Below are 20,554 nucleotides of genomic sequence, written 5' to 3' on the forward strand. Positions count from 1 at the left end.
ACGTGGGCGCGTCGGCCCCGAGCGAACCGATCGCGTCGTGGAGTCAGGGTGCGACGGACGAGCGGAGCACTCCCGTCGACGGGGCGGTCAGGACGTGGCGGATGTCCTCCAACTCGACCGGCGCCGCCACCAGATCGGCCCACGGGAACACCTCGCGGGTGCGATCGAGGAAGTCGACCGCGGCCGTGAGGTGCCGGGGCTCGTAGTTGTGGACTCCGATGATCGTCAGGTGCCTGCGCACCACGGACTCGGGGTCGAGGGCGAGCGGGGGCCCGGGCGTCACCGACCCTGCCAGCACCAGCACGCCCCCGACATCGAGCCGCGCCAGGGCCCGCGTGATCGCCTCGGCGGACCCCGAGTAGTCGAGAACCACGTCCACCGTTCCGTCGGTGTCGGCGACGCCGCCGAACCGGTGCGCCACCTCGACCCGAGTCGCGTCGAGGTCGGTGATGCGGACGCGGGCACCGGCCTCGGCGCAGGCCGCGGCGGCGGTGACCCCGAGCATCCCCGCACCGCAGATCAGCACCCGTCTGCGCTGCAGCGGTCCGGCCGCCTCGAGCGTCGCCATCACCGTTGCCGTCGCGCAGGCCGCGGGTGCTGCGACCGCATCCGGCATCCGATCGGCGACCCGCGCCACGGCGGTCCCTGCGGGGAGCACGATGTACTCGGCGTAGGAGCCCGACAGTGCCCAGTCGCCGTTGAAGGCCTCGTGCCCGACCTTGCGGACCTCGTCGCACTTCGCGGTGCGGTCCGCTCGGCAGCGCACGCAACGGCCGCAGGCGACGGTGACGGACCACACGATCCGGTCACCGACCTCGGCGGCGGCCACTACGCCGCCGTCCGAGATGGGGCCGACGGCCTCGACCACCCCGACCGCCTCGTGCCCGAGCACGGACGGGCAGGCGGCGGTCCGTCGACCCGTCACGGTGTGCAGGTCGCTGCCGCAGATCGTCGCGAGCCGAACGCGCACCAGGAGCTCGCCCGCACCGAGGGTGGGTACCGGCACGTCACGGACCTCGATGCCGTCGCCGGTCCAGACGGCGGTGCGGCTCAGACGAGTTGTGAGCGAATCCATCCGGACAACCTCTCGATGGAATAGACGATGACGAAGATGACGACGACGATCGCGCCCGCGACGTCGAAGTTGAGCGTGCGGATCGATTCGAAGAGCAGGAACCCGACGCCGCCTGCACCGACGATGCCGAGGACCGTCGACGTCCTGACGTTGACGTCGAAGAGGTAGAGCGTCGACCCGACGATCGACGGCATCGCCTGCGGCAGAACCGCCGCGAACAGCGTCTTCCACCAGCCGCCTCCGACCGCGCGCACCGCCTCGATCGGGCCCGGGTCGATCTCCTCGATCGCATCGGCCACCAGCTTGGCGAGGAAGCCGACCGATCCGATGGCGAGCGCGCAGGTTCCGGCGACGGGTCCGAGTCCCAGCGCCGCGACGAACACCACCGCGAGGATGAGCTCGGGTACGGCCCGGACCAGCAGGATCCAACCCCGAGCCAACCAGTACAACACCGGATGGGGGGTCACGTTCCGCGCGGCGAGGATCGCGACGGGAATCGACAGCACCGCACCGATCGCGGTGGACACCACACCGATCGCGACGGTCTGCCAGGCGGCGGTGAACAGGTCGCTGCCCAGCGCGTCGAAGTCCGGAGGGAACATCCGGCCGAAGATCTCCAGCGACGGCCCGACCCAGGTGAACAGTGACCACGGGTTGATCTCGAGCACCCACAGCGCGGCGACCGTGCCGGAGGCGATCAGGGCACTGAAAGCGATGCGCCCGAGTCGATCCCGACGCGGATTCGACTGCGCGGGCGCGAGGAGCATCCGCCGGATCACGATGGCGACCACCTCCATCGCCGCGATCATCACGAGGATGATGCAGACGATGCCGAGCGCGCGCGGATAGATCAGGCCGCGCAGCGCGTCCTGCAGCGCGAAGCCGATGCCTCCGGCGCCCACGAAGCCGAGCACCACCGACATCCTGAGATTGATGTCGATGCGATAGACGAAGGTACCGATCCAGGACGGGACAACCTGCGGGACAACGGCGTTGACCATCTCGCGAAGGTAACCGGCGCCGGTCGCCCGGACCGCCTCCCGCGGCCCGGCATCGGTCTGTTCGATGGCGTCGGCGAACAGCTTTCCCAGCATGCCGATCGAATGCAGGGCGAGGGCCAGAATGCCGGGGAGCACACCGATTCCGAGTGCGCGGACGAAGAGCACCGCGAACAACAGGTCGGGCATCGCGCGACAGAACGTGATGAATCCTCGGGCCACGGCGTGGACGACGGGGTGGGGTGTCGTGTTGCGGGCGGCGAGGAACGCCAGCGGAATCGACGCCGTCGCCGCGAGCACGGTGCCGAGGACGGCCATGAGCAGCGTCTCGAGTGCCAGTACCCCGATCCGGCCGGGGTCCGAAACCCGTGGGGGCAGCATCCGTTCGATCAGGTTGCCGACCGCGTCGAGACCGCTCAGCAGGGTGCCGGGTGCGAACTCGATCGACCACGCAGACACCAGCGTCGCCACGAGCGCGGCGAGGGTGAGGGCGGGCAGCATCGCGCGCCGAGGAGGGCGCGGCCCGCGCGTCCCGGCGGTGTCGCCACCGCCGGGACGGTCGGTGAGGAGGGTGCTCACAGCGACCTCGCTGACGCCTCTGCCGCATTCGGGTCGACACGCCGGTAGATGTCCATGACCTCGTCTCGGGAGATCCCGACGGCGGGCCTGTCCATCACCTTGACGCCGCCACGCAGCCCGACCAGGCGGTGCGCCCAGCCGAGCGCCAGGTCGACCTGGTGCAGGGTGCACACCACGGTGAGCTTCTCCTCGATACACACCCGGAACAGCAGGTCCATCACGACGCCTGCGTTCTCCGGGTCGAGCGACGCGACCGGCTCGTCCGCGAGGACGATGCTCGGTCGCTGCATCAGCGTGCGCGCGATCGCCACCCGCTGCTGCTGTCCGCCGGACAGCGTGTCCGCACGCCGCTCGGCGAACTCGGCCAGTCCCACCCGATCGAGGTGTTCCATCGCCTCCCTGCGCATGCTCTTCGGATACGTCAGCGCTCCGTACCGCGGCACCGTCAGCCGGCCGAGCGCGCCGACGAGCACGTTCTCGAGGCAGCTGAGCCGGCCCACGAGATTGAAGTGCTGGAACACGAACCCGACGTCCTTGCGCAGCGCGCGCAGCTGACGCGCGGACGCACCGTCGACGCGGACACCGTTCACGACGATCCCCCCGGAGGTAACCGGATTCAGACCGTTCATGCACCGCAGCAGTGTCGACTTGCCCGAGCCCGACAGTCCGAGCAGCACGACCAGTTCGCTGCGGTGGATGTCGAGGGACACCTCGTCGAGTGCCACGGTGGACCCGAACGTCTTGGTCACCTTCCGGATCGAGGCGACCACGTCGTCACCGGCGACGGCGTGGGTGGGACCGGTCTCGTCCATTGGTCAGCCCTGGCACTTCTCGGAGCCGGTGACGTCACACACGTGGCGGACGCCGTCGTAGTCGGAGTCGGATGCCGCCACGACGCCCCAGGCACGTTCGTCGGTGATGCGGCAGGCGTCACCGGAGCAGAAGCCGGCGGCCTCGAGGCTCGGGGCGTTGAGCTTCTCCTCGAACGCCGTCTTGAGCTTCGCGATGTTGTCGGCACCGAGATCGTTGTTGGCCGCGAAGACGGAGCCGGCGATCATCTCGGACTTCCACACCGTCTTCAGTTCGCCGGGCTTCAGCTCGCCCTTCTCGATCATGGTCTTGTCGACCATGGTGTCGAACGCGAAACCGGCGTCGCAGTCGCCGGCGGCGATGGCGAGGGCGGACGCGTCGTGGCCGCCGGCGTAGATCGGGGACATCGCGGCGGAGATGTCGGCCTCGGAGCCGGACTTGACGACGCCCGCCTCGATCAGGCCGGCACTCGGATACAGGAAGCCCGAGGTCGAGCCCGGGTCGACGAAGCAGACCTTCTTGCCCGCGAAGTCCGTGAGGGCGTTGACGCCGGCGTTGTCCGACTTGGCGAGACCGTACGACTGGTAGCCGGGGGCCGCGCCCTCGTTCTTGACGACGGCGCCGAGCGGCGTCATCTCGGCGCCGTTGATGCCGGCGACGACGTAGGCGAACGGGCCGAAGAACGCGAGGTCGACGTTGCCCGCGATGATGCCCTCGACGACGCCGGCGTAGTCGGACGCCTGCACGAACTCGACCTTCGAACCCGTCTCCTGCTCGAGCAGCTTGATGACCGGGTCGTAGCTCGCCTTCAGGTCGGTGGAGTTCTCGGCCGGGATCGCGGCGAGGGTGATCGTTTCGGGGAAGCCCTGCCCGGTCGTCGCGGAGGCCGACGCGGAGTCGGACCCCGAACAGGCCGAGGCCGCGAGGGCCAGTCCGGCGATGCCGGCGACGACAGCGGTTGTCTTGCGGCGCATACGGAGGTTCATGGGTTGGTTCCTTCGTGTGGTGGTGTCAGGCCGGGAGGATCAACTGCGGGAACTCGGCGACGGAACCGACGACGTGGGTGGCGCCCGCGGCGCGGAGGCTCTCCTCGTCGTGGGCGCCGGTGAGGGTGCCGGCGACGATGGACGCACCGGCGCGGAGACCCGAGACGATGTCGCTGGAGGTGTCTCCGAGGACCGCCACGTCCCGGACATCGGCGACGCCGGTGCGCATCACGGCGGTGAGGATCATGTCGGGGAAGGGACGCCCGCGCCCGGCATCGGCGGGGCACAGGGTGATGTCGGCGAGGTCCTCCCACCCGAGGGTGGTGAGGATCTTCTTCTGGGTGCTACGGCTGAAACCGGTGGTGAGAGCGACCTTCACACCGGCGGACCGTAGGGCGGTGATCGCCTCGGCGGCGCCGGGGATGGGGGAGATGCCGCCGTCGGCGAGCGCCTCGTAGGCCGCTTCGAAGGCGAGGTTCGCCTGCTCGGCACGCTCCTGGGTGCCGAAGAGCGCGAGGAACACCTCGATCTTCGACTGGCCCATGGTGTCGAGGACGTAGGTGCGGGCGTGGTCGCGTTCGGGTCCGTCTGCCTCCAGGCCGACCGCGGTCGCCGCCTCGTCGAAGGCGCGGAGGACGAGCCCGTCGTCGGAGACGGTGGTGCCTGCCATGTCGAGTACTGCCAGGGCTGTGCCTGTCACTGTGTTCATCCTTCGAATCGGGAACTGTTGCGGGGGGCCGCAGTTCGGCTCCGGTCAGTACCCTGAACGTTGGTATAGACCACGGAGCGGACGCGGTTTGAACACGAAGTGAACAGCAGCGGGCATCTTGGTATAGACCACCGACTGATAGGCTGCGGCGATGACCGCCGCCGAACCGCGAGTGCTCAAACATCAGGTCGTTCGCGCGCAGATCGAGAAGCTGCTGCTCGGGCTCGAGATCGGCGACCCGGTCCCCGCCGAGCGGGATCTCGCCGAACGCTTCGACGTGGCCCGCGAGACGGTCCGACAGTCGCTGCGGGAGCTACTCGTCGCCGGTCGGATCGAGCGGCACGGGCGCACCACCGTCGTCGGCAGGCCGAAGGTCGTGCAGCCACTGATGATCGGCTCGTACACCGAGGACGCCCTCGCGCAGGGCCGCACGGCGGGCCGTATCCCGGTCGGCTGGGCAGACCTGAAGGCGGACGAGGAACTCGCCGAAGAACTCCAGATCCCGGTCGGCGCGCCCGTCCTCGAAATCGAACGCGTCCTCACCACCGACGACACCCGCGTCGGCCTCGAGACCACCCGACTGCCCGCGTACCGTTACCCCGGGCTGATCACCGACTTCGACCACCGGTCTTCGCTGTACGCCGCGATTCGCGCCCGCGGCATCGAGTTCGCGCGGACCACCGAGGTCATCGAGACCACCCTTCCGGATGCCCGGGAGGCGGCGCTGCTCACCGTCGATGCACGCACCCCGATGTTCCTGCTCAACCGCGTCTCCTACGACCAGAACGACATCCCGATCGAGAAGCGCCGGTCGCTCTACCGCGGGGACCGGATGACGTTCACCGCGACCCTCACCGGATAGGGACCGCCTAAGGTCGGATCATGCGCCCGACAGCACTGATCACCGGGGCGGGACGCGGCCTCGGCGCCGCCATCGCCCGCGAACTCGCCCCCACCCACGACCTCCTGCTCGGTGGCCGGACGCCGGACTCCGTCGACGCGGTCCTCGGCGAACTCGAAGGTGCGCGCGGCTGGCCCGTCGACCTCACCGACCACGACGCGCTCGCGGACGCGGTCGCCCACATCGACCGACTCGACGTCCTCGTGCACAACGCAGGAGTCGCCGAAATCGGAACGGTCGAAGGCACCCCGATCTCGGCCTGGCGGCACATGTACGAGGCCAACGTCCTTGCCGTGGTCGAACTGACCCGACTGCTGTTGCCGACCCTGCGGCAATCGAAAGCTCATGTGGTACTCATCAATTCGGGTGCCGGACTGCGCGCGAACCCCGGTTGGGGTGCGTACGCGGCGAGCAAGTTCGCGCTCCGCGCCTTCGGGGACGCGCTGCGCGCCGAGGAACCATCGCTGCGCGTCACCTCGATCCACCCGGGACGCATCGACACCGACATGCAGCGCGCCATCGTCGCCACCGAAGGCGACGACTACGACGCCGACCGCTTCCTCACACCCGAAACGGTGGCGTGGGCCGTCCGGAACGCCGTCGTGACGCCCCGCGACGCCCACCCCACCGAGATCGTGCTGCGGCCGAATCCGCGCTGACGGAGCGCCTTACACGCCGCGGTCCACCAGGACGCAGCGCGCACGCGTGAAGATCGTCGGCATGCACTTGTTGCAGTGGATGCACAGCGACCGAGTCCGCTCGTCCTCCGTGATCCGGTTGATCAGATCCGGTTCCCGAAGCAGGGCGCGCGCCATCGCAACGAAGTCGAAGCCCTCGGCCATCGCGGTGTCCATGCCGGCCTTGTCGGTGACACCGCCGAGCAGTACGAGGGGCATGTCCACGGCGGCCCGGATCTGCCGGGCCGATTCGAGCATGAACAGCGGCTCGTACGGGTACGTGCGAATGAACTGCTTGCCGATCATCTTCACGCCCATCCGGACGAGCGGCTGGTCCATCGCCTTCGCGAACTCGTGCACCGGCGCGTCGCCGCGGAAGAGGTACATCGGGTTGAGCAGCGAACTGCCCATCGTCAACTCCAGTGCGTCGAGGCTGCCGTCGGCCTCCAGCCACTGCGCAACCTGGATCGCCTCGTCCACCCAGAAGCCGCCCGGGACGCCGTCGTCGATGTTCAGTTTCGCGAGGATCGCGATCCGGTCGCCGACCGCGTCCCGAACCGCGCGCGCCGTCTCCAACACGATGCGGGCCCGATTCTCCAGCGATCCGCCGTAGGAATCGGTGCGGTGGTTCGTCTTTCGGCTGAGAAACGAGCTGGCGAAGTAGTTGTGGCCGAAGTGGATCTCGACCGCGTCGCACCCGCCCTCGATCGCGAACCGGGCGGCGTCGGCATGCGCAGCGGTGATGCGGCGGATGTCGTCGAGAGTCGCCGACTTCGTGACCTTCATGCTCATCGGGTTGAACGACGTCGACGGCGCGAGCGCAGGCAACCCGTTGGACTTCGCGTTGGCGACCGGTCCGGCGTGCCCGATCTGCGCGGACACCGCCGCCCCCTCGGCGTGCATCGCGTCGGTGAGCCGCCGCAGGCCCGGCACCACCTCGGGTCGCATCCACAGCTGCCCGTACTCGGTACGCCCTTCCGGCGCGACCGCGCAGTACGCGACTGTCGTCATGCCGACGCCGCCGGCGGCGACCTCGCGATGGAAGTCGATGAGGTCGTCGGTGACCAGGGCGTTCGGTGTCCGACCCTCGAACGTCGCCGACTTGATGATGCGGTTGCGCAGGGTGATCGGGCCCAGCTTCGCGGGCGCGAGCACGTCGGGATGGGTCACGGCAGGTCCTTTGGTCTCGGGTTCATCGAGCCTAGGACAATTTCGTTACCAGTGGAACCGTAATTGTGTATTTCCTGGGCGGAGCGGCTGCCGCCGTAGTTCCTGAATGGCCCATCCATTCACTCAGAGTGAATGGATGGGCCATTCAGGAACACCCAGGGGTCCGATCAGCGGGACGAACTCCGCAGCCGATCAGACCAGGGCGACGGCGGCGAAGGCGGCGAAGGCGGCGAGGGCGACGAGCGCCGCGCCGGTCACCGACTGCACCCGGCGATCCACGACGCACATCACCGACAGGAAGCCGGGCATCGAGCCGCCGCGACGGGTGTGGACGATCGCCGCGAGGCTCGGCATGCATCGCCCGAGCGAGACCACGGTGAACATGGCCGCGCCGAGTGCGGGGGAGCCGACCGCAAGTACGCCGAGCACCAGCAGGTAGTACGCGCTGGACCGGATGAAGATCAGGAAGCCCGGGCCGATGATGGCGCCGAACAGCAGCGACACCTTCCACGGTTCCATCGTCCTGCGCAGGTGCCGCGGCAACTGCCTGCGTCGCATCGGCGCGGGCATCGTCATCACGCCCAGCTCGTGCAGGCCGTACGCCAGCGCGAACAGTGCCCACCCGAAGAGCATCCAGGTCACCGACAGATGAGCGGACACCAGCGAGCCGAGGACACCGAGCGCCGCGCCGGTGACGGCGCCGGTGGCCACCGAGCCGAGCGCGTGCCAGGCGAGCCGGCGCACCGGCGTCGACGTGCCCTTGCGGCCGGGTTGCTTCGGTGCCGCGACCACGCCGGCGACGGACATCCCGCACGTCGACCAGTTCGCGGCCAGGGACGTCACCAGGCCCGCACCGACCACGGCAGCGGTCAGTGCCGTCGGCGTCGCCGGATTCGCCAGCGTGGCGACGCCTGCGCCGACTGCTGCGGCCCCGGCGATCATCCCGACGCGGGCGGGTACCGCGACAGCGTCGCCGAGGGCGGGTCGGATGTCGGGCAGATCGGTCTCGATCGGTCCGTGATTGAGGACGGTTGTCATCGTTTACCTCCAAAGTCGTTGCTGAACTCGAGTTCTCACTCGACCGTGACGGTGCCCGTCATGTACCGGTGCACCGAGCAGGTGTAGACGTAGGTTCCCGCGCGGTCGAAGGTGTGCCGAAAGGTCCCGACACCGGTTATCCCACTGTCGAATTCGCCCTCCACTCCCAGCCTGGGCTCCGCTGCCACGTGATGCAGGACGCCGCCGTCGTCGAACCTCCGACGGTTCCGCCGACGGGAACGGTGACGTCCGCCGGACCGAACTGCACGTTGCTGATATCGATCACCGCGTCCGGCGGGGCCTCCCCGGAGCAGCCTGCGAGGAGGACGGCGGCGATGCCGGGAAGCGCGAACCTCCTTCCGATTCCGTTGCGGCGCACTACTGCACGATCACCGTGCCGACCATCATCGGGTGCGGCGTGCAGTGGTAGGTGTAGGTTCCGGGGTCGTCGAAGGTGTACTCGTAGGTGCCTTCGGTGAGCAGCTCGCTCTGCAGCACACCCTCGAGCGCAGCGTCTCCGGAGACGTCGTGCGGCAGGCCGTTGTCGTCGAACCGCCACCGCACCGTCTGTCCGGCCTCGATCGTCACGGAGGCAGGCGTGTACGACATGTTCTTCACGTCGATCACCACTGCAGGCTCGGCCGACGCGTCCGCGGAACCGCACGCGGTCAGGCTCGTCACGGTCGCCAGTGCGGCGAGGAGGGGAAGCAGTTTCTTCATCGGGGGTCCTCTCAACGGATGTACCGCAGGTTCGCGGTCATCCCGGCTTCGAAGTGATAGGCGTTGTGGCAGTGGAACATCCATTCGCCCGGATTGTCGGCGTCGAACTCGATCGCGAGTTCGGTACCGGGGAGGACGTTGACGGTGTCCCGGCGCAGGCCGCCGTAGTCGGGGACGGCGAAGGTGTGGCCGTGGGTGTGCATGGGATGCCACATCGTGGTGGTGTTGGCCATGGTGATGCGGATCCGTTCGCCCTGCCGCATCACCAGTTTCCCGGCGTCCGGGCCGGCCATGCCCCAGACGTACCGGTCGCCTGCCTGGATCAGCTCGACGCGGTAGTCGCGGTCAGGAGTCCGTGAGTCGAGCCGAACTCCGTCGACGGGACGCAGCGCGCTCTCGGCGAGAAGCCGTCCCGACAGTTCCGGGATCGCACCCCCGGCATCCGGCTGGGACAGCGGCGCGGCATCCGTGGACCGCAGGACGGTGGACGCGTACCCGTCACGTCCCTCCACCTTCGCCACCACCGGCCACGCCCCCGACTTCAGGGTCACGAGCACGTCGTAACGCTGCGCCATCCCGACGACGAGGGTGTCGGTGGTGGTCGGCACGACGTCGAACCCGTCCGCCGCGATCACGGTCAACTCGTGACCCGCGACCGCGAACCGGTACGGGGTCTCGGCTGCCGCGTTGACGATCCGCAGCCGGACCCGCGCACCCGGTGCCGCGGTCACCACCTCCGGGTCGTTCGGCGGTCGCCCGTTGACCAGGTGCAGCGGGTACGCGATGTGCTGGGTCATGCCACCCAGCGGATCCGACGACCCGTGCCCGCCCGCGACGAGCGACTGCGCGACGCCGATCGAGTCGGCGGAATGCACGACCGGGGCGCCACCACCGCCGTGACCGGCGTGCCCACCGGAGATCGCCGGGTTCAACGCCATCAGGACGGCGTCCGGCGTGGTGCCCAGCCCGTCGAGCCAGTCGTCGAGCACCAGCACGGCGTCGACGTCCGCCCCGGAGGCGTCGTCCGGGTCCTCCACCACCAGCGCACCGAACAGACCGCGGTCGGCCTGCAGTCCACTGTGCGAGTGGTACCAATGGGTTCCGGGGTCGGGAACGACGAACTCGTAGTCGAACCCGGTCCCGGGACCGATCGGCGCCTGGGTCGCCGGGGCGGCGCCGTCCATGTCGTTGCGGATCCGGATTCCGTGCCAGTGCAGCGTCGTGTCCGCGGGCAGGTCGTTGCGGACGGCCACCTGCAGTCGGTCCCGGGCGGTGACCCGCAGTTCGGGGGCCACCGCCTTCCCGCCGTAGGACCAGGTCTCGACGAGCCGGCCGCCGAGGTCGACGGTGGCGACACCGGCGGTCAACGCGAACGGCGCGACGCGTCCGTTCCACCCCCGGGCCGCCTCCGCCGCAGCGATCTCGGGATCGGTCGGTGCGATGTAGTCGGGCGGCGACGTGGAGTCCGTCGCCTCGACGAATCCACATGCCGTGGTACCCGTCCCCAGCACCCCGAGGCCGAGGGCCCCGAGGGACCCCAGCCGCAGGAACCCGCGACGGTCGAGGACGGGCCCACGGCGCGTCATTCCAGCACCTGCGGAGTGAGCAGGGTGCCGACGTCCTCGACGGTGCCCGTGACCTCTGCCGAGCTGACCTTGTCACCGGTGGCGGCGGCGATGCCGACGATCGTCTTCGCGGTCTCGCCGTCCACCTCCGGGCCGTCCCCGAGCACGTACAGCGTCGCACCGTCGACCGACCACGCCATGCTGTCGATCCCGGTCAGCCCGAGATACGGCAGGTCCAGCGTCTTGACCGGAGCGAAGGTCGCCGCGTCGCGCAGTTCGATCTTCACGACGTCGCCGCCGCGGGCCGAGTCCGGGTGGATCGCCGAATCCGTGTACTCGACGGCGAGGCGACCACCGGTGTTGTCGATGGCGTTCTCCCCGAACCGGCCTCCCTCCTGGCCTGCGTTGCCGATCGGCGCGACGGCCGCGGTGGGCAGACCGTTCGAGAAGTCGAAGACGTAGACGTCGCCGTTCTCTCCGACGAGCAGTGCCTTCTTCGCGTCGGCGGCCCACGTGACCTTGCGGGTGCTGACGAAGTCCTCGGGAAGCACCTTCGACCGCTTGGTCTCCGAGGGGACACCGGAGTCGTCGATGGAGATCTGGATCAGCTCACGTGTCTCCTCGCAGATGCTGTACAGCTCGTGGCCGTCGAGCCAGGTGAACGGTCCGCAGCCGATGATCTGCACCGCACCGCTCTCCTTCTTCGCCTCCAGGTCCACGACACGGACGCCGTAGAGCCCGTCGTCCCAGGTGACGAAGTACTTGCCGTCGGAGGTGACGGCATTCGATCCGGGGCGCGAATGCACGCGGGCGTAGTCGGGCAGCGGTGCCTCCGACGGTTCGAGGAGATTGCCCGAATAGGTGCTCACGACGAAGCTCGCTGCACCGCGCGACCCGCGAGGTCGCCACACCTCGGCGGCGAGAACGGCTGGATCACTTGGTGTCTCGCCGACGAACCCGTGGATGACCGGATCCCAGATGCCCGGTCCCACGACGAATCTGCTTCCGGCGACCCCGGTCACCGGGTCGATCGCGTTGACACCCAATTCGAGTTTGCCGAACCCGCCTGCAACGGCGAGCAGATCTGTCGACTTGATCGGGGTGATCTCACCGACGTGCACCGGCTCCGGAATCGTGGCGCCGATCTCCTGGTCGTCGCGACCGAGCGAGATGCCCTCGCCGGGCGCGGTGAACGGCACGGTCGGATAGGTGACCTCGCCGGAGGCGGCATCGTCGTCGGCGGAGCTGCACCCGGCGAGCCCCAGGGTGGCCGCCAGCGGCAGGGCGACCGCTGCCGACCGGGAAAGACGCGTCATGCGTGAACTTTTCATGCTCCGGCACCGACCTTCGGGCGCTCGGCCGGACGGGTCTGGCAGTCCTCGCCGATGATGGGCGCCATCGTGCAGGTGTAGGCCTGCGATTCGTCGGAGACGCACCAGATGATCTCCTGGTCGTAGCTTCCCGACACCGGGTTGTACATGACCGCCTGCATGTCCGGCTCGCCGCAGAACGCGTTCGAGCACGACGGGGCCCCGCAGCAGTCGTAATAGGCGATGAGATAGGTCTTTCCGGTGTCCGGGTTGGTGCAGCAGCCCACCCAGAACTCGGCGCCGGGCTTGGAGCCGGGCGCGCAGGTCGTCACGCCGCCGCCGTTGCAGGTGGCACACGAGGTGCCGTCCATGTTGCACCAGCGCCAGTACTCACACTCGGCGGGATCCTTCCCGTCGTACACCGGTACCAGCGGCTCCGGTGCCTCGGGAGCGGGGGGCGCCTCCTGGGCCATCGCGGTGCGGGTCACCGGAAGCGATCCGATCAGCGCGACCCCCGACACCCCCATCGTCCAGCGACCCACCTTGCTGATCATCGAGCGTCGCGAAACCCGTTCGGACAGTTTGCGTCCCGTGCGACTGGTGAACGATCCGCCCCGACCCGCCATCCACGCGGACTGCTCGCGCACGGTGTCCTCGTCGACCGGATACCTGTTCTCGGTCATGTCATGGTGTTCCACGGACGTGTCTCCTTCTCTCGGAACTCAAGCCGACTTCGCCTGCGCATGCAGGTGCTGGAGGGACGGGGTGCCGGACTCGAGGGCGTTGAGCAGACTCTCGACCTGGGCCATGTGGTTGCACAGGCCCTTGCCGGCGATCTTCCCGTGCTCGTCGAGGATCACCCCGTACGGTGTGGTGCCGACCTGGTAGGCGATGCCGACGTCGCGGGCGTCGACGTAGCTCAACTCGGCTCCGATGTTGCTGCCCGCCAGGAACTCCCGGTGCTCTTCCGGGGTTCCGTCGGAGATGATCACGACGTCGAGGTCGGACTCGGCACGTGCCATCGACCGCAGTCCGGGCAGCAGGCTCTTGCAGGTGCTGCAGCTCGGTGCGGTGAACATCAGCAGCTGCGGCTTGTCGCGGTGACCGCCGACCCGCACGGAGCGGCCGAGATGGTCCTCGAGGCCCGCGAACGACGGGCCCGCCTGCGCGACCTTCGGACCGGTGTCCATCATGCGGGCGCCCAGCGGACCGAGCCGCACCTGGACGCGTCCGATCTCCCGCGCCAGTGCCAACGTCATCAGGAACAGCAGCGCCACCGCCACCGTCAACACGACGACGCCCACCACCAGAAATGTTGTCATCGAACCAGTCCCGTCTGTCGTGGAAGTTGTTGAAGGTCGATCACCGCGGTGTCGTACCGCGACACCGTGTTCGAGGCCCGCAGGTTCATCGACGCGGCCGTGAGGTAGTCGTCGACCGGCCTGCGCCCCAGATGGACGACGGCGCGGATCTGTGCCACCACCACCGCCGCCAGCAGGATCAGCAGACCTGCCGCGACGCCGGCCAACCTCGCGACCGGCGCCACCTCGGGTGTCGGCACGAGCGCCAGCGCTGCTGAGACCGCCATGAATGCTCCTGCGCGGACCGCATGGAACCAGCCGATGCGCGGCACCTCGTGCCCGGCGCCGAACGCGAAGCAACCGCAGTCGAGGTCGCGGCGCCCCCGCGCCAGGTTGACGGTGAGCCCCGTCACGAATCCGGCGAACAGCACGGTTGCCGCCGCCGCGGACCATCTGCCACCCACTCCGACGATCAGCAACACTCCGATCGCGACCTCGACGTACGGCAGGGTCACCGCCACGAGGCGTTCCAGCGACGCCGGCAGCAGCCGGTATCCCTTGACCACCATCAGCAGTCCGTCACGGTCACCGAGTTTCGGGACACCCGCGAGCAGAAGCGTTCCGCCGAGAATCGATGCCACCACCACCCAGAACATTGATCACGTCCTCTCTCTCGTCGTGACAATGGTGGTGGGCGAATGCGGCGGTTTCGCTGCGCGCGAGCAACATCCGTACGCATCACGAGTGGAAATGGACCGCGGGTCGTTCCGTTCGCATCCGCACTGGTGGAGACCGGAATCCCGGAGCCGACGCCACCCACGAGCGGCGATGCCGGGGGCGCTCGACGGCGCACCGGCCACATCGGTTTCCACTTGGGGAAACACCACCGAAACCGTGGCAACACCCGTGAAACCGCCGACGCCCGGGCGCCGCCCTCGCCGACATGGGCCTGCGTCCCTTCGGGAAACTCGCCGGAAACACGAACCTTCTAGCCTTCCGAAGGACGACCGACCGAATGATGGCCGGCCCGGTGATCGAGAACGAGGTACCGACTTGGCAGCCAACAGATCTGGTGGAAGGTGGTCGCGAAACGGTGGTGCACTCGGCGCCGCGATCGCGCGGGCACGCACCACACCGCCTCCGACACAACAGGTCTTCTCACCGTTGGGAGCACTGGGGCGGCGTCAGCTCTCACAGGTCGACCTGATCGGACAATCCCTCTCGACGATCGCGCCTGCGACCGGGATGATCTACATTGCCGCCTGGATGATTTCGGCACGTCCCGGTCTGGTCGGCCTCGCCGCGATCGTCGGGATCACGGCCGTCGTCGTCGCCGTCGCCTTCTGTGTCACCCAGTTCACCCGCAGACTCGCCGCCGCCGGTTCGCTCTACAGCTTCGCGTTCCACGGGCTTCCGCGGCGAGCAACGCTGACGGTCGGGGCGGCCTTGCTGCTCGGCTACCTCGGTATCTCCATCTCGGTGCTGGCGAACTCGGCGGTCTCTCTGCTCGGAATCGCTGCCGCGCTGGATGTTCCGCTGTCGGGGAGCGGACCGATGATGGTGACGGCAGCAATGGTCGCGGGTCTCGTCGCGGTGATCGCGGTTCGGGGCGTCCGGTTCGCGACCAGAGCGATCCTCGTCGTCGAGGTCTGTTCACTGGCCCTGATCTGCATCCTGATGCTCGCGGGACCCGACGCTGCCGGTCACCCGACCACACCTCCGTCACCGGGCACCCTTCCCGTCCTCGCCCTCATCGTCGTCCTCAGCATGGCCGGATTCGAGAGCGCCGCCTTCTTCGGACCCGAGGCCAGGCGCCCGCTCACCACCGTCTCCCGCGCGGTCCTCGTCACGCCCGTGGTCTGCGGGTCGGTGTTCGTCTTCGCGGCATGGGCCGCGCTGACCGGGCGCGCCGATGCGGTCGTCGCCGCCTACTTCGACGGCACCGCCTCCGGGGTGAGCCTGGCCATGGTGCTGGCCGTGAAGGTCGGCGTCACCTGCTCGTGGCTCGCCTGCACCCTCGGTTGCGCGCAGGCCGGATCCCGGTTGCTGCTGGCGATGGGCGTGGAAGGAACCGCGCCGAGGTCGCTCTCCCGTGTGCACCCGCGACTGCGCACCCCGTACGTCGCCGTCGCGTCCTTCCTTCTCGCGGGCGTTGCCGGTGCGTGGGCGTACCTGCGGTTCTTCGTCCAGGATTCGACCGCCTTCGACGGGTTCGTCGAGGTCGCGCTCGTCATCGCCTACACCCTCCTCGCCGTCTCGTGTCTGCGGTTCCTGCGCAGGATCGGGGAGGACTCCCTGTCCACGACGGCGGTGTCGGTCGGCATGGTGGCGGCGGGTGCGAGCCTGCTCGGCTACCTCGTCGTCGACGGTGTCGCCCGGGGACAGTGGGTGCTGCCGGTCGCCGTGCTGCTGATCGGCGCGTCGGGGACCGCGTGGGCCGCGGCACTCGCACGCTTGCGCCCGCACTCCCTCACAACCATGGGCGCCTTCGACAGCGTCGAGACCGCGGACCTGCTTCCCGGCTCCGGGACGTTGATCCTCGACGACGCCGGGCGCCCCCAGCTGGTGTCCGCCCATGCCGGCCCGGGGCCACGGGAATGACCTCACACGTGGATGCGGAATCACCCGCCGGGTTCACCGGGCAGCAACCACGGGCGGTGCGCAAGGCACTCGGCATGCTCGAAGCGGTGGCCCAACTCGGACCAGGAACGACAGCGAAGGAAATCGCGCGATTCGCCGGCGTCGCGCCGACCACGGCCTACCGCATGCTCAACCTGCTTGTCGCCGAAGGCTTCCTCGTGCGCGTCCCCGACCTGTCCGGGTTCGCTCTCGGGCGTCGCACCGCCGAACTGTCCAGGGCCGCGGCGGCGACCGACACGTCCGCGTCGCTGCACGAGACCGTCGAAACCCTGCGGAGCCACACCCGATTCGGGCTGCACGTCGCGTCGTTCGCCGGTGGCCGGCTGCGTTTCGTCGACCAGGATCCCGACCACGAGATCGTCGGAATCGCCTTGCTGGCCAAGAACCTTCATGCCAATGCACTGGGCAAGCTGATGCTCGCCCACCATCCCGCGCTCGGCGCCGGGCTCGAACTCCGACGCCTCACCGACTACACCGTCTGCGACCCGGACGCTCTGCGCGCCGAACTGACACGGTCGCACCGTGACGGCCACACCTTCGAGAACCAGGAGTGTCGCCTCGGGCGATCCGCGCTGGCGGTACCGGTCCGCAACCATGCGGCCGAGGTCGTCGGCGGGCTCTGCCTGCAGGGCTCGCCGCTCCGCGTGTCCGGCAGTGATCCCGAACTACTCGGATTCCTGCACGACGGCTCCCGGCAGCTCACCGGGCTGCTGTAGACCTGCGCCGTGCGGCGCAGGTCTACAGCGAGCGTCGGTGCGCGGCGAAATCACCCGCGAACGTCAGTGCGCGGCGAAATCACCCGCGAACGTCAGTGCGCGGCGAAATCACCGAAGCCGCCCTTGAAGAAGAGCAGGGGCTGGCGTTCGATGTCGGCGGTGAGGTCGGTGATGCGGGCGATGACGATGGTGTGGTCGCCCGCGTCGTGTTCGACTTCGAGGGTCGCGTCGATGCGCGCGAGGGTGCCGTCGAGGGCGGGCGCACCGTTGGGGGCGGGTGACCAGGAGACGCCTGCGAACTTGTCGGCGCCGCTGCGAGCGAAGCCGGACGCGATCGCCTTCTGGTCGTGCGCGAGGACGTTGATGCAGAGGTGGCGGGCTTCACGCAGCAGCGGCCAGCTGGTCGACGTCTTGGTCGGGCAGAACGAGACGAACGGCGGCTCGAGGGAGAGCGAGACGACGGACTGGCACGTGAACCCGAGGGGACGCTCCCCGTCGTGTGCGGTGATGACGGCGACGCCGGTGCAGAAATGACCCATCACCTGGCGCAGGGTTGCGGCATCGGGGCCGGACAGCTCTACGTGATCGGCGAGAGTGGGTTCCGCGCTCATGGGTGTCTCCTCCTGACGAATCTGACCTCGACAGGATGCGTGACCTGTCTGCGCTGCGCCAGGTCGTGTCCCGGCCAGTGGTCTCGACGATACTGGCCCGAGGTCGCGTCAGGCCGGGCTCTCGTGCATCACCGACTGGTAGCCCCTGGCTCCTGCCCGTTCGACTGCCGCCTTCACGAGGCCGAACACCGCGCCCTGGATCACCGCGGCGGCCAGAACCGCCCATACCGATCGGGACAGATCGTTCGCGTCGGGTACCGATTCGTCGTCGCCGACGCGCCTCCAGACCTCCTTGAACACGAGGCCGGCGAGGATGCCCCCGAGCACGCTCGTGGCGAGCGAGACGGGCGTGTAGATCGCTTTCGATTTCACACTCATCGTTGGTCCTCCACTCCTTGTCGAGGTGCCCGTACCCGAACGCCACGAGCGTGAAACATGGCACCGGGTCAGGCCTTGGCCGCTGCCTGTCCCGCGCGCCGCCCGAAGAAGCTGCCGTCGCCGAGTGATGCGCCGCTCGCGTAGCCGCCCGCGCACACCCCGGACGTGCACCGCCCCGCTGCGAACAGGCCGGGGACCGGGTCGCCGGAGACGTGGAGCACCTCCGAGTCGACGGAGGTGCGGAGGCCGCCGAGGGTGAATCCGCCGGTCATGCCGCGCAGGTCGATCGCCGCGACAGGGGAGCCGATCGGCCGCAGCCACTGCGCCTTCTTCCCGAACAGCGGGTCCTCGCCGCGTTCGGCGTTCCGGTTGTACACCTCGACCGTCGACTGGAGCGTCCCCGTCGCGAATCCCATCTCGGCTTCGAGTTCCTCGACGGTCTCGGCCACCCACTTGGGCTTTCCACGCAGCTGCGGCGTCGCCGTCGGGCGCGACAGGCCCTCCTCGTAGGCGGCTTCGTCGATGATCAGGAATGCCTGGTTCTCGTTCTCGTACAGCGTTGCCTGCCCGACACGTCCGGGGTAGGTGTCCTCGTTGATGTACCGCTGCCCCCGGCCGTTGACCAGGATTCCCCGGGCGAACAGCTGGGGGTCGCAGAAGAACGCGACCTCGGCGGCGTCCATGTGCGCGAGGTCCGCGCCGAGCGCCTGCGCCATCCGGATCGCGCGGCCGTCGTGTTCCTCGATGGACGCCGCGGGCCTGCCCTTGAGCTTCGGGGCGTACGACTCGAGCATCGTGTCGTTGTACGCGAAGCTGCCCGTCGCGAGGACGACGCCCCTGCGGGCGCGCACCGTCACGTCCTTGCCGTACTGCTTCGCGACGACTCCGACGACGCGACCCTGCTCGTCGGTCACCAGCGTCCGCACCCGCATGTCGTACTCGGAGCGCACACCGAGCGCTGCGGCGGTGTCGGTGAGGGGCTTCATCAGCATGTAGCCGCCGCCCTTCTCCGAGCTGGCGTGCTTGTCCTGCATCTGCGGGACGTGGCCGCGGGGTGCGGGCGGAATCGTTTCGTGGAACGGCGCCGCGTTCTCGCCGCCCGAGTATTGAAGACCCTGGTCGCCGGGCGGCTCCCAGCCCGGTTCGCCCCAGAATTCCGGCTTGAACGGCACGCCGCACTCGTCGGCCAGCCAGTGGTAGTGACCGACGCTTCCCTCGCAGTACGCGGCGATCTTCGCCTCGTCGACGCCGGGCCCGAGGGCCGCCGTCATGAACGCCTTCATGTTGTCGACGGTGTCCTCGAACCCGCATGCGCGCTGCAGCGGCGTTCCCCCGCCCAGGTAGATGAAGCCACCCGCCATCGCGGCCGCACCGCCCCATCCGCCGGTGCGTTCGAGAACGAGGACGTCGGCACCGGCCTGGGCCGCCGCGACGGCCGCAGACGCCCCGGCAACCCCGAATCCGGCGACGACAACGTCGGCTTCGAAATCCCAGTGTTCGATCCCGGCCTCCGGGACCGGTCGCACGTCGTCCGAATCAATCGTCATGGCAATGCCTTTCGGTTCGTTCAGGATACGCCGGGTGTGGCCCCTCTGATCTACCCGTGCACCGAACACCATCGGCTCCGCCGTCCCATCCTTCGGGAGTCGAGCCGTCCGCTCCCGATCAGCGGGAACGGGGCGGGGACACTGCGACCTCGCCACCTAGCGTCGACTCAGGGAACCGATGGGAGGCACCGACATGGACACGACGCTGCAGGCAAGCGGACGATTCACCATCGACGGCGAGCGCATTCGCGCGTTCGCGGACGCGACCGGGTGCACCCACCGGGCGTACCGCGAGGACAATCCCGTCGTCCCGCCGACCTACCTGTGCGGGGTCGACGCCCTCACCGGCGTCCATGACGTCCCGACCGAACGCGACTGCAGGTTCTTCGGCAGGCCGCCACGCGCAGGGGATCAGCTGACCGTCACGGTCCGCGACGGCGCGCACGACCGTCTCACCGAGTACCGCGACAGCGACGGCAGGCTCGTCGCAGATGCATGGATCCAGGGCGGCGGCGCGGACGGGGCCGTCGTCGGCCTTCTCGCCGATCACGCCACCGGCTGGCTCGGCGCAGAATCGTTGCGCCGCTTCCGAACCCGGCAACTCGACTCCGACTCCGGCCACGAACCGTTGTCGTGCACAGGAGAGGTCGTGCAGGAGTACACCGCGGACGGGGAAGCGCGCGTCGACGTCGTGCTCACGGCCGTCGGGGAGAGCGGACGCGTCGCGGGCCGCGCCTGGGCCACCTTCGCTCGCGCCGCCTGACCCCTGCCTCAGGTTCCCTGATGTCACATCGGGTCACTTGACGACCCCGACTGTGACATC

21 protein-coding genes and 1 pseudogene are annotated in these 20,554 nt (G+C 69.0%); 5 read left to right on the forward strand and 17 right to left on the reverse strand.

Going from position 1 to position 20,554, the window contains the following annotated elements:
* Positions 1 to 43: 43 nt before the first annotated feature.
* The 5 genes from FFS72_RS02205 to FFS72_RS02225 form a co-directional block, all read right to left on the reverse strand.
* A complete protein-coding gene (locus FFS72_RS02205) occupies positions 44 to 1,075 on the reverse strand; it encodes a zinc-binding dehydrogenase (protein ID WP_137872383.1) in 1,032 nt (343 codons plus the stop codon).
* Entirely contained in the window at positions 1,051 to 2,574 is a 1,524-nt protein-coding gene (phnE, locus tag FFS72_RS02210) for a phosphonate ABC transporter, permease protein PhnE (RefSeq protein ID WP_137872452.1), read from the reverse strand. Before phnE ends, FFS72_RS02205 begins: the two co-directional genes overlap by 25 nt.
* Before the next feature lie 74 nt (positions 2,575 to 2,648).
* A complete protein-coding gene (phnC, locus tag FFS72_RS02215; protein WP_137872384.1) occupies positions 2,649 to 3,464 on the reverse strand; it encodes a phosphonate ABC transporter ATP-binding protein in 816 nt (271 codons plus the stop codon).
* A gap of 3 nt (positions 3,465 to 3,467) precedes the next feature.
* A complete protein-coding gene (locus FFS72_RS02220) occupies positions 3,468 to 4,448 on the reverse strand; it encodes a phosphate/phosphite/phosphonate ABC transporter substrate-binding protein (protein ID WP_171018515.1) in 981 nt (326 codons plus the stop codon).
* A gap of 25 nt (positions 4,449 to 4,473) precedes the next feature.
* A complete protein-coding gene (locus tag FFS72_RS02225) occupies positions 4,474 to 5,148 on the reverse strand; it encodes a phosphonatase-like hydrolase (RefSeq protein WP_137872385.1) in 675 nt (224 codons plus the stop codon).
* Between the two features lie 160 nt (positions 5,149 to 5,308).
* Between FFS72_RS02225 and FFS72_RS02230 the strand changes: the two genes are divergently transcribed.
* Positions 5,309 to 6,019 carry a GntR family transcriptional regulator gene (locus FFS72_RS02230; RefSeq protein WP_137872386.1) on the forward strand — a complete coding sequence of 237 codons (711 nt, stop codon included), beginning with the start codon at positions 5,309 to 5,311 and terminating at the stop codon, positions 6,017 to 6,019.
* 20 nt (positions 6,020 to 6,039) lie between these two features.
* Positions 6,040 to 6,717, forward strand: a complete 678-nt coding sequence (locus tag FFS72_RS02235; protein WP_137872387.1) for an SDR family oxidoreductase — start codon at positions 6,040 to 6,042, stop codon at positions 6,715 to 6,717.
* Positions 6,718 to 6,726: 9 nt separating this feature from the next.
* Here the strand turns inward: FFS72_RS02235 and FFS72_RS02240 are convergent, their stop codons facing one another.
* The 9 genes and pseudogenes from FFS72_RS02240 to FFS72_RS02280 form a co-directional block, all read right to left on the reverse strand.
* On the reverse strand, positions 6,727 to 7,905 hold the full coding sequence (locus FFS72_RS02240; protein ID WP_137872388.1) for an NADH:flavin oxidoreductase: 1,179 nt from the start codon (positions 7,903 to 7,905) through the stop codon (positions 6,727 to 6,729).
* A 192-nt stretch (positions 7,906 to 8,097) separates the two neighbouring features.
* On the reverse strand, positions 8,098 to 8,943 hold the full coding sequence (locus FFS72_RS02245; protein ID WP_137872389.1) for a methylamine utilization protein: 846 nt from the start codon (positions 8,941 to 8,943) through the stop codon (positions 8,098 to 8,100).
* Between the two features lie 35 nt (positions 8,944 to 8,978).
* Positions 8,979 to 9,307 (reverse strand): annotated as a pseudogene (locus FFS72_RS02250) (cupredoxin domain-containing protein).
* Between the two features lie 14 nt (positions 9,308 to 9,321).
* On the reverse strand, positions 9,322 to 9,663 hold the full coding sequence (locus tag FFS72_RS02255) for a cupredoxin domain-containing protein (RefSeq protein ID WP_137872390.1): 342 nt from the start codon (positions 9,661 to 9,663) through the stop codon (positions 9,322 to 9,324).
* Positions 9,664 to 9,674: 11 nt separating this feature from the next.
* Entirely contained in the window at positions 9,675 to 11,249 is a 1,575-nt protein-coding gene (locus tag FFS72_RS02260; RefSeq protein ID WP_137872391.1) for a multicopper oxidase family protein, read from the reverse strand.
* Positions 11,246 to 12,559 carry a hypothetical protein gene (locus FFS72_RS02265; RefSeq protein ID WP_171018517.1) on the reverse strand — a complete coding sequence of 438 codons (1,314 nt, stop codon included), beginning with the start codon at positions 12,557 to 12,559 and terminating at the stop codon, positions 11,246 to 11,248. The genes FFS72_RS02260 and FFS72_RS02265 overlap by 4 nt, the downstream gene beginning before the upstream one ends.
* The gene (locus tag FFS72_RS02270) at positions 12,556 to 13,221 is read right to left on the reverse strand and encodes a methylamine dehydrogenase light chain (protein ID WP_137872393.1); all 666 of its coding nucleotides are present in this window, start codon (positions 13,219 to 13,221) and stop codon (positions 12,556 to 12,558) included. The genes FFS72_RS02265 and FFS72_RS02270 overlap by 4 nt, the downstream gene beginning before the upstream one ends.
* Positions 13,222 to 13,260: 39 nt before the next feature.
* The gene (locus FFS72_RS02275) at positions 13,261 to 13,860 is read right to left on the reverse strand and encodes a redoxin domain-containing protein (protein WP_137872394.1); all 600 of its coding nucleotides are present in this window, start codon (positions 13,858 to 13,860) and stop codon (positions 13,261 to 13,263) included.
* Positions 13,857 to 14,495: a MauE/DoxX family redox-associated membrane protein gene (locus FFS72_RS02280; RefSeq protein ID WP_137872395.1), complete on the reverse strand. Its 639-nt coding sequence runs from the start codon at positions 14,493 to 14,495 to the stop codon at positions 13,857 to 13,859. The genes FFS72_RS02275 and FFS72_RS02280 overlap by 4 nt, the downstream gene beginning before the upstream one ends.
* 397 nt (positions 14,496 to 14,892) lie before the next feature.
* Between FFS72_RS02280 and FFS72_RS02285 the strand changes: the two genes are divergently transcribed.
* Both FFS72_RS02285 and FFS72_RS02290 read left to right on the forward strand, forming a co-directional pair.
* On the forward strand, positions 14,893 to 16,440 hold the full coding sequence (locus FFS72_RS02285; RefSeq protein WP_171018518.1) for an APC family permease: 1,548 nt from the start codon (positions 14,893 to 14,895) through the stop codon (positions 16,438 to 16,440).
* Positions 16,437 to 17,195 carry an IclR family transcriptional regulator gene (locus FFS72_RS02290; protein WP_137872396.1) on the forward strand — a complete coding sequence of 253 codons (759 nt, stop codon included), beginning with the start codon at positions 16,437 to 16,439 and terminating at the stop codon, positions 17,193 to 17,195. Before FFS72_RS02285 ends, FFS72_RS02290 begins: the two co-directional genes overlap by 4 nt.
* A 92-nt stretch (positions 17,196 to 17,287) precedes the next feature.
* Here the strand turns inward: FFS72_RS02290 and FFS72_RS02295 are convergent, their stop codons facing one another.
* The 3 genes from FFS72_RS02295 to FFS72_RS02305 all read right to left on the reverse strand — a co-directional run bounded on the left by FFS72_RS02295 (position 17,288) and on the right by FFS72_RS02305 (position 19,731).
* Positions 17,288 to 17,806, reverse strand: coding sequence for a flavin reductase family protein (locus FFS72_RS02295; RefSeq protein ID WP_050066762.1), 519 nt, complete (start codon positions 17,804 to 17,806; stop codon positions 17,288 to 17,290).
* 108 nt (positions 17,807 to 17,914) lie between these two features.
* The gene (locus FFS72_RS02300; protein ID WP_050066763.1) at positions 17,915 to 18,184 is read right to left on the reverse strand and encodes a DUF4235 domain-containing protein; all 270 of its coding nucleotides are present in this window, start codon (positions 18,182 to 18,184) and stop codon (positions 17,915 to 17,917) included.
* A gap of 68 nt (positions 18,185 to 18,252) precedes the next feature.
* On the reverse strand, positions 18,253 to 19,731 hold the full coding sequence (locus tag FFS72_RS02305; RefSeq protein ID WP_137872397.1) for an FAD-dependent oxidoreductase: 1,479 nt from the start codon (positions 19,729 to 19,731) through the stop codon (positions 18,253 to 18,255).
* 178 nt (positions 19,732 to 19,909) lie between these two features.
* On the opposite strand from FFS72_RS02305, the gene FFS72_RS02310 reads away from it, so the two are divergent.
* Positions 19,910 to 20,494 carry a hotdog family protein gene (locus FFS72_RS02310; RefSeq protein WP_137872398.1) on the forward strand — a complete coding sequence of 195 codons (585 nt, stop codon included), beginning with the start codon at positions 19,910 to 19,912 and terminating at the stop codon, positions 20,492 to 20,494.
* Positions 20,495 to 20,554 lie beyond the last annotated feature (60 nt).

Source organism: Rhodococcus sp. Q (assembly GCF_005503035.1).
Lineage (GTDB): Bacteria > Actinomycetota > Actinomycetes > Mycobacteriales > Mycobacteriaceae > Rhodococcus_G.